Annotated in this window: 7 protein-coding genes and 1 pseudogene; 3 read left to right on the forward strand and 5 right to left on the reverse strand. The window is 69.7% G+C overall.

Annotated elements, in window-relative coordinates; genetic code table 11:
- The first annotated feature begins 78 nt into the window (after positions 1-78).
- Together cysT and cysW are read left to right on the forward strand one after the other, a co-directional pair.
- On the forward strand, positions 79-900 hold the full coding sequence (cysT, locus tag AC2W7M_RS13955) for a sulfate ABC transporter permease subunit CysT (protein WP_486132868.1): 822 nt from the start codon (positions 79-81) through the stop codon (positions 898-900).
- Between the two features lies 1 nt (position 901).
- Entirely contained in the window at positions 902-1,759 is an 858-nt protein-coding gene (gene cysW / locus AC2W7M_RS13960; RefSeq protein WP_486132869.1) for a sulfate ABC transporter permease subunit CysW, read from the forward strand.
- 46 nt (positions 1,760-1,805) lie between these two features.
- Here the strand turns inward: cysW and AC2W7M_RS13965 are convergent, their stop codons facing one another.
- Together AC2W7M_RS13965 and AC2W7M_RS13970 are read right to left on the reverse strand one after the other, a co-directional pair.
- Positions 1,806-2,306, reverse strand: a complete 501-nt coding sequence (locus AC2W7M_RS13965) for a type III secretion system chaperone family protein (RefSeq protein WP_486132870.1) — start codon at positions 2,304-2,306, stop codon at positions 1,806-1,808.
- Between the two features lie 274 nt (positions 2,307-2,580).
- Positions 2,581-2,862 (reverse strand): accessory factor UbiK family protein, encoded by a 282-nt coding sequence (locus tag AC2W7M_RS13970; protein ID WP_486132871.1) that lies wholly within the window; start codon positions 2,860-2,862, stop codon positions 2,581-2,583.
- A 359-nt stretch (positions 2,863-3,221) separates the two neighbouring features.
- Between AC2W7M_RS13970 and AC2W7M_RS13975 the strand changes: the two genes are divergently transcribed.
- Positions 3,222-5,048 (forward strand): ABC-F family ATP-binding cassette domain-containing protein, encoded by a 1,827-nt coding sequence (locus AC2W7M_RS13975; RefSeq protein ID WP_486132872.1) that lies wholly within the window; start codon positions 3,222-3,224, stop codon positions 5,046-5,048.
- Positions 5,049-5,174: 126 nt separating this feature from the next.
- Here the strand turns inward: AC2W7M_RS13975 and AC2W7M_RS13980 are convergent, their stop codons facing one another.
- The 3 genes and pseudogenes from AC2W7M_RS13980 to AC2W7M_RS13990 form a co-directional block, all read right to left on the reverse strand.
- A complete protein-coding gene (locus AC2W7M_RS13980; RefSeq protein WP_486132873.1) occupies positions 5,175-6,581 on the reverse strand; it encodes a ComEC/Rec2 family competence protein in 1,407 nt (468 codons plus the stop codon).
- 184 nt (positions 6,582-6,765) lie between these two features.
- Positions 6,766-8,021 (reverse strand): annotated as a pseudogene (locus tag AC2W7M_RS13985) (MFS transporter).
- A gap of 153 nt (positions 8,022-8,174) precedes the next feature.
- Complete coding sequence (locus tag AC2W7M_RS13990) at positions 8,175-8,879, reverse strand: L,D-transpeptidase (protein WP_486132874.1); 705 nt, start codon at positions 8,877-8,879, stop codon at positions 8,175-8,177.
- Between the last annotated feature and the right edge of the window lie 170 nt (positions 8,880-9,049).

Raw genomic sequence — 9,049 nt, forward strand, 5'->3', positions numbered from 1 at the left:
CGGCCGCCCCCCGCGCGGCGCGGCGTCCGGCACCGGACCCGCCCGCCATCCCGTGTTCCCAATCCCCCCCGAAGGCCCATGCGTCGGCGCACTCTCCCCGGCTTCTCCCTCGCGCTCGGCACCACCGTCCTCTATCTCGGGACGATCGTGCTGCTGCCGCTCGCCGCGCTCATGCTGAAGGCCGCGGAGATCGGGCCGGAGCGCTTCCTCGCCATCATCACCAGCGCGCGCACCCTCTCGGCGATCTCGGTGACGCTCACCACCGCCTTGTGGGCGACGGCGTTCAACGCGGTCTACGGCCTTGCCTTCGCGTGGGTCCTGGCGCGCTACGAGTTTCCCGGCAAGCGCATCCTCGACGCGGTGGTGGACATCCCGTTCGCGCTGCCCACCGCGGTGGCCGGCCTCGCGCTCACCGCGCTGTTCGCCAAGAACGGCTGGTTCGGCGCACCCCTCGCGGAATGGGGCCTGCAGGTGGTCTACACCCCGCTCGGCATCGCCATCGCCATGGCCTTCACCAGCCTGCCCTTCGTGGTGCGCACGGTGCAGCCGGTGATCGAGGACCTGGCGCACGACGTGGAGGAGGCGGCGCGCTCGCTCGGCGCCAGCGATTTCGACATCGCCCGGCGGGTGATCTTCCCGGCCATCTTTCCCGCCTTCCTCGCCGGCTGCTCGCTCGCCTTCGCCCGCAGCCTCGGCGAGTTCGGCGCCGTGATCTTCATCGCCGGCAACCAGCCCATGACCACCGAGATCGTCGCCTTGCTCACCTTCATCCGCCTGGAGGAGTTCGACTATCCGGCGGCGGCGGCGATCTCGGCGGTGATGCTGCTGGCCGCCTTCACGCTGCTGGTGGCCACCAACGCCATCCAGGCCTGGCACGTGCGCCGCGTGGGGGTGGACTGAGATGGCGGACCTGAAGCGCACGCCGGCCCAGCGCACCCTGCGCCCGGTGGGCGGCCACCCGGCCTTCAAGGGGCCGCTGATCGCTTTGGTGGCGATCGTCACCGCGCTCATGGTGGGCGGACCGCTGGCGGTGATCTTCGCCAACGCCTTCTCCGCCGGCATCGCTGCCTATGGCGCCAAGCTCGCCGATCCGGCGACGCTCCACGCCATCTTCCTCACGGTGGTGGTGGCGCTGGTGGTGGTGCCCATCAACATCGTCTTCGGCATCGCCGCCGCCTGGGCGGTGGGCAAGTTCGACTTTCCCGGCCGCAGCCTTCTGATCGCGCTGATCGACGTGCCCTATTCGGTCTCGCCCATCGTCGCCGGCGTCGCCTATCTGTTCGTCTATGGGGCGCAGGGGCTGTTCGGGCCGATGCTGGAGGAGGCCGGCATCAAGGTCATGTTCGCGCTGCCGGCGATCTTCCTCGCCTCCATGTTCGTCACCGCGCCCTATGTGGCGCGCGAGCTGATCCCGCTGATGCAGGCGCAGGGGACCGACGAGGAGGAGGCGGCGCTCTCGCTCGGCGCCTCGGGGCTGCGCACCTTCATCTCGGTGACGCTGCCCAATGTGCGCTGGGCGCTCATCTACGGCGCCATCCTGTGCAATGCGCGGGTGATGGGCGAGTTCGGCGCGGTCTCGGTGGTGTCCGGCAACATCCGCGGCGTCACCAACACGCTGCCGCTCCAGGTGGAGCTGCTCTACCAGGACTACAATGTGGCCGGCGCCTTCGCCGCGGCCTCGGTGCTCGCCTTGATCGGCGTCGCCACCATCATCGCCCGCGGCATCGTGGAGCGCATCCAGCGCAAGGCGGACGGCTGATCCGGCAAGGAGGAGCGCCCTCCGGCGGGGCCGGAGGGCGGGACGGTCAGGCTTCGCCGACCGTGTCGAACAGCGCGGTGTCCATGGCCTCGCGGGCGGTCTTGCCGGCCCACACCACGAACTGGAAGGCGGGATAATACCGCTCCACCGCGTCGACCGCGGCGTCGACGATGGCTTCGCACTGGCGGCTCGACGCCGTCGCCCCGCCCGAGAGCGGCAGCGCGTGGCGGAACATGATGACGCCTTCCTGCGACCACAGGTCGAAATGGCCGAGCCACATCTGCTCGTTCACCAGCGCGAGGAGCTTGAGCACCTCGTTGCGCCGGCCGTCCGGCACCTTGAAGTCGAAGGCGCAGGCGAGATGCAGGGATTCCAGCTCGTCCATCCATTGGAACGAGACATGGCAGTCCGTCCAGCGGCTGGAGAGCGAGAGGGTGATCTCGTCCTCGTCGGAGCGCTCGAAGGACCAGTCATGGACGGCGGCAAGCCGTTCCACGAGGTCCACGGGGTTCGCCGGCGCATCGGCTTCGATGTCGATGAGAGACATGGCCTCGACCTCGCGGTGGGAGGGACGCGGAGAGGGTCGAACGCGGCACGGGCGGCAACTCAGGCCCGGGGAGGCATGCGCGGCGCGGCGTGCCGTAAAGGACGTGCCGGCGGACCGGCCCGCCGTGGCGATGCTGCGCCCCGTCGCGCCCCGGCGCGACGAACCGGCTACGAATCGCCACGAAAATCAGTATATCGCGGGGAATCATTGCGGGGCTACGACAGATTGTGTGCGCCGCACCCGCATCCCCGGCCTGACCTCCCGTGCGGCGCGTTCACCCTTCCATCTGGTCAGCGGCGGACGAGCGGGCGGACAGGCGCTCTTCCAGCAGCGCGATGCGGGCGGCGAGCGCCTCGTTCTCTTCGCGGGCCTTGGCGGCCATGTCCTTCACCGCCTCGAACTCCTCGCGTTTGACGAGGTCCATGTCGCGCAGGAAGCGCTCCATCTGGGCCTTCATCACCGTCTCGGCCTCGCGGCGGACGCCCTGGGCGACGCCGGCGGCGTCGTTCACAAGGCGGGCCATCTCGTCGAAAATGCGGCCCGTGGTCTGGGTCATGGGTGCCTCCATCGGCGCCGGGCGCCGTTCCCCTGCTACATGGCGCCCCCGCGCGGGCGATGCAAGGGCACCGGTGCCGCGGCCGGCCCCGCGGCGGCAAAGCCGGCGCTTTCCCGGCCCAGCGAAGGCGAAGACGTCGTTCCCCGCCCCAGCGACGGCGCAGCCGGAGCGCCGAGCCGGGGTCCAGGGGAAATCCCGCGCAGCGGGCATAACAGGCGGCGCACCGCCTGCGGCGGAAGACGCCGCCTTCGGCGCATCCTTGCGCTGGGCCCCGGCTCTCCTTCCGCTCATCGCTCCAGTCGGCCGGGGCACGAACCGCCCCTTTGCCTTCCGCGCCGGGGCGCGATAAGCGGGGGCCCATGGCCCCGCCCCTCATCCTGCTCCAGGACATCCACCTGCGCTACGGCGCGACGCCCCTGCTCGACGGGGCGGAGCTTTCGGTCTCCGCCGGCGAGCGGCTCGCGCTCGTCGGGCGCAACGGCTCCGGCAAGTCGACGCTGCTGAAGATCGCCGCCGGGCTCACCGAGCCCGATGCCGGCACGCGCTTCTTCCAGCCCGGCACCACCGTGCGCTACCTGCCGCAGGAGCCGGACTTCACCGGCTATCCCACCACGCTCGCATATGTGGAGGCGGGCCTTGCCCCCGGCGACGAGGCCTATCGCGCCACCTATCTGCTCCAGGCGCTCGGCCTCACCGGCGAGGAGAACCCCGCAACGCTCTCCGGCGGCGAGGCGCGCCGCGCCGCGCTCGCCCGCGTCATCGCCCCCGAGCCGGACGTGCTGCTGCTGGACGAGCCCACCAACCACCTGGACCTGCCAGCCATCGAGTGGCTCGAAGCGGAACTGAAGGGGCTGAGATCCGCCATCGTGCTCATCAGCCACGACCGGCGCTTCCTGGAAAACCTCTCGCGCGCCACGGTCTGGCTCGACCGCGGCGCGACGCGCCGGCTCGAGGAGGGCTTCGGCAGCTTCGAGGCCTGGCGCGACGGCGTGCTGGAGCAGGAGGAGCTGGAGCGCCACAAGCTCGACCGCAAGATCGTCGCCGAGCTGGACTGGCTGCGCTACGGCGTCACCGCGCGGCGCAAGCGCAACGTGCGCCGGCTCGGTTTGCTGCACTCCATGCGCAAGGACCGCCGGGAGGAGCGCCGCGCCACCGGCAGCGTGAAGATGTCCGTCACCGAGGCCGAGACCTCCGGCAAGCTGGTGATCGAGGCCAAGCACATCGCCAAGGCCTATGACGGCGTTCCCGTGGTGCGGGACTTCTCCACCCGCATCCTGCGCGGCGACCGCATCGGCATCGTCGGCCCCAACGGCGCCGGCAAGACCACGCTATTGAAGATGCTCACCGGCGCGCTCGCGCCCGACAGCGGAACGGTCAGGCTCGGCACCAATCTGGAGATCGCCTCGCTCGACCAGAAGCGCGCCGCGCTCGACCCCGCGACCACCCTGCGCGATGCGCTCACCGGGGGCGGGTCCGACCAGGTGCTGGTGGGCGGCGCACCGCGCCACGTGATGGGCTATCTGAAGGACTTCCTGTTCACCCCCGAGCAGGCCAACGCGCCGCTCTCCGTGCTCTCCGGCGGCGAGCGCGGCCGGCTGATGCTGGCGCGGGCGCTCGCCATGCCCGCCAACGTGCTGGTGCTGGACGAGCCCACCAACGACCTCGACCTCGAAACCCTCGATCTGCTGCAGGAGATGGTGGCCGACTTCCCCGGCACCGTGATCCTCGTCTCCCACGACCGCGACTTCCTCGACCGCACCGTGTCGAGCGTCATCGCGGCGGAGGGCGACGGCGTGTTCCGCGAATATGCCGGCGGCTATGCCGACATGGTGGCCCAGCGCGGCCATGGGGTTCAGGCCAAGGCGAAGCCGGCGGCGGCCGCCAAAGCCGATGCGCCGAGGGGCGACGCGTCCGGCGGCGCGGCGCCAAGCCGGGACGGCGGGCAGAAGAACCGCCTCTCCTTCCACGAGCAGCACGCCTTGAAGGCGCTGCCCAAGACCATGGAGAAGCTGAAGGGCGATCTGGCGAAGCTGGCGGCGGTGCTGGAGGACCCGAACCTCTACGCCCGCGATGCCGCGAAGTTCGAGGCCACCTCCGCCGCCCTCGCCAAAGCCCAGTCCGACCTCGACGCCGCCGAGGAGGAATGGCTGCGCCTGGAGATCCTCAAGGAAGAGCTGGAGGGGTGAGGGGAACGGCTCCCCGCGGTCAGAACCGCGACGGGAAGGTCTTCACCGCCCAGGTCCCGTCACCCTCGTTCATGGTCGCCGAGAGGATGGTCTCGCCGTCGGTGCGGACGTTGACGAGGCCATAGATCAGGCCGGCCACCACCTTGGTGCGGGAAGCGCGCGCGTCTTGGTCACAGGCCGCAGCGCGCCCGGCTTGGTCTCGGAGAATGCGATGGTCGCCCGTTGCAGGTCGTTCGCGCCGAGTGAGATCGAGGCCTGGGCTCCGCCCGCCGCCACATCGAGGCCTGTGGGATCCCCGAGCGAAACCGACCGCGCGAGCTCGGTAGAATAGACCAGCGGCGTGAGGATCTCGTCGTTGTCGATCGAGAGATGGCCAGTGGCGCCGGAGGCGGCCACGATGCGGGGCTTGGGATGGTCGTGCCCCTCCCCGTCGCCCGAGCTGATGATGGTCGCCGCCGCAGCCATGGACTGCAGGAAGGCGTATGACACGTCCTCGCTGCCGTGATGGCAGGCTTTGGCGACGTCGCACTGAAACTCCAGGCGCCGGCCCGCATAGGCTTCGAGCAGAGCCTGCTGGCTCGCCTTGTTGAGATCGCCGGTCAGCAATATGCGCGCCCGGCCATAGTCGATCCGCAGCAGCACGCTGTTGCCGTTCGTCGTCTTGGAGTCGGCGCCGAAACCCTGCAGACCGGGCTTGCCGTCGATGTCGTACTCGATCGGCCCGAGGACCGAGACGGCCGGATGGCCGTCTGCCGGCTCGAAGCCAGGCAGGAAGCCGCTGGTCTGGCTCAGCCGCGCCATCGGGACCGCCGTGCCTTGCGCGGTTCGGGCCGCGACGACCTGCGCGATGAACCTGGCCCATTCGCCCTGCAGGCGCGCGCCGGCCCCAGCCGCGAGGCCGCGCTCCGCCGACGCGCGGTCTTCCAGAAGCTGCGTGTGATAGGAGCGACCGGCCTTGCGCTTGGTCGCCCCCAGTGTCCGGCCGGTTCCGTCGGGCTTGGTCCACCAGGAGATGCCGGCATGAAAGAAGGCATCGATGGCGACCGAAACCGCGTCGAGCTCCGTGAATTGCGCCGCGTCGAGCAGATCCGACAGCCCGCCATAATGATCGAAATCGTTGTGAGAGGCGATCATCGCATCGAGATGAATCTCATCTAAGCCATAATCTTCGAAGAATTTCCAGTCGATGAAATCCGCCGCGCTCTTGCCAGTATTCTGCGAGCGGCGGGGATGTCCCCCATCGATCATGATGTGACGGAAGTCCGGAGTCTTGACGAGCAGACCGTCACCCTGCCCCACGTCTATGAAATAGATCTCGAGAAGCGAGCGGCCGTTCTCGATGGCGGCTTCGTCGATCCAGCCGACCCGGTTCCGGCCGCGGGCGCTCACCTTGATGCGGCCGTTCCGGCGCTCGCCTTGGAAGCGGACGCCATCGCCCCAGAGCAGTTCGCCCGCGATCGCCCGATCGTTTGGCGTCCGATAGAACGGCGTGGATTTCAAACCGACGAACGCGTCGAAGCCGGGCGCGGGCATGTGCATTTCTCCGCTTTTGCGCCCAGAATGCCATCTCAGGTTGTCGACGTAAATGGATTACACCGTCACTGCGAAGGATCGCTTCCCCGCCCTTCCTAGCCCTGCGCCGCGATCCTGCGCGCTAGCCCCGCGCCGAGCGCGCCGGCAAGGGCGATCATCGCCAGGACGCCGGGGAATCCGGCGATCATGAGCGCAATGGCGCCCGCCGCCACGCCGACGCTGCCGCCCAGGAAGGTGCTCGCATTGACGATGCCGGACCCCTGCCCGGCCTGCGCCGGGGGCAGCGCGGAGAGCGCGAGGCGCAGGCGCCGAGCGCATAGGGCACGGCGAGCCCCGCGCCCATGACGGAGAAGCCGATGCCCAGCAGTAGCCGGCTGCCGAACGCCACCGCCGCGCCCGCAATCGCGCTCGCGATCACGATCAGCGCCATGCCGGCGGTGATCGCGCCGCCGACCCCCAGCCGGGCCGACACGGCGGGAGCGCTCAGCGCCAGCGCGAGCAAGGCGGCTCCCAGGGGAAGCAGCATCGCGCCCGCCTCCAGCGGCGTGAGGCCGAGGCCCAGAGGGCTCTGGGCATAGAGGTTGAAATAGAGCAGCAGGCTGATGATACACAGCATCGCCAGCGCGCCGATAACGCTGCCGATCACGAATTCACGCCGGTCGAAGAAGCTCAGATCCACCAGCGGCGTGCGCGCCTGTCGTTCCACCTTGAGGAGCAGCGCGAGAGCCGCGGCCGCGAGCACCAGCGGGAGGATGGTCGCGAGTGGGGTGTTTGCGGTATCGGGCAACGCATGGAGCGCGAACACGATGCTGACCATGAAGGTGGCGAGCAGGACAAAGCCCGCGATGTCGGGACGCGCGCCCGTCACGGGCGCGGCGAGCTTGGCTGCCGGGCCGGCCAAGGCAAGGCCGGCCAGCGCCGCCACAGCGAGCGGGACGTCAAGCCAGAAGATGGTGCGCCAGCCGGCAAGATGGGTGAGGGTGCCGCCGAGCAGCGGGCCGATGCTGAAGCCCAGCATCAGAAAGCCGGTCCAGGCGCCGATGGCGGCCTCCCTGCGCGCGGGCGGCGCGCCATGGATCGCGGCGAGCGTGCCGGGACGGCGAACGCCGCCGCCAAGCCCTGCAAGGCGCGCCCGGCCAGCAGCACGGTCTGCCCCTCGCAGGTGGCGATGATCGTGGAGGCGACCGCGAACAGCGCCAATCCTGCCATGGAACTGTGCCGCGCCGAGAAGCGGTCCGCTGCGCGGCCGCCCAGCACGACGCAGGCGGCAGACGTCACGAGATAGGCATTCACCGCCCATTGGAGGCCGGGGGACGAGAGCGCGAGTTCGCGCTGCATGAGCGGCAAGGCGGCCATGATCGCCGTGCTGTTGGCACCGACCGCGAGCATCGCCAGGCACGACGACCACAGGACGAGATCGAACCCGGTGCGCTGCCTCATGCCGGTGGTCCTTGCGCGCCGCGCGTGGGGGACGAGATGCCGGGCCGGATCAAGCAGGCGAGCGGACGCAGCGCATTCTACCAAGTCGCGGCGGGCGGACAATCCGCCCGGCTTGGCGCGACACCGCCATCCGACATGAGGGCATCGCCACCCCTAAGCCGGCAGCACCACCACCTTGGTCTTCACCGGGGTCTGGTCGTAGAGGTGGATCATGTCCTGGCTGAGCAAGCCGACGCAGCCGCTGGTGACGCCGGAGCCGATGCTCTCCGGATCGCTCGAAGCATAGATGGTGTAGAGCGTGTATTTCCCGTTCTGGTAGAGATACAGCGTGCGCGCGCCGAGCGGGTTTTCCAGGCCGCCGGGCATGCCGCCGGCATATTTCGCCACCTCGGGCTGGCGCTGGATCATCTCCTTGGGCGGGGTCCAGGTGGCCCACTCGCCCTTGCGCCCCACATAGGCGTCGCCATGCCACAGGAAGCCGCTGCGGCCCACATTGGCGCCGTAGCGGGTGGCGGTCTCCCCATCCTCGATCCGGTAGACGTAGTAGTTGCTCGGATCGACGATGATGGTGCCGGGCGCTTCCTTGGACTCGTAGCGCACCGTGCGGCGGTAGTATTTGGGATTGACCTTGCTGATGTCGGCCGCCGGGATCGGGAATTTCTCGGTCGGCACCGGGCCGTAGAGCTTCTCCGCCTCGGCGAGGCTCATTCCGTCGCCCGCGCAGCCGGCGAGGCCCAGCGCCCCGAGGCCCAGGGTCGAGCCCATGAGGAACGACCGGCGGCTCAGCGCCCCCGCTTGCTCCATCCGCCCGCGCACGCCGGTTGCGCGCGCCGCGGCTTTCCCACCGTCCTGGATCATGATGTGGCAGCGTCCCATGCCTGTTGCGCGGCGAGAATAACGCCAGCCCGCAACCCTTGAATGTCACTTCTGACCGACATAGCCGCCCCGAGGCCCGGCTGGCAAGCTGCCGCAGCGGCGGACCCGCCGGGCGACCGCGCGCCGTGACCCCCGCCCTTGCGTCCGCCCCC

It is taken from the genome of Xanthobacter sp. BG11Y11_SDJG (genome assembly GCF_057364445.1).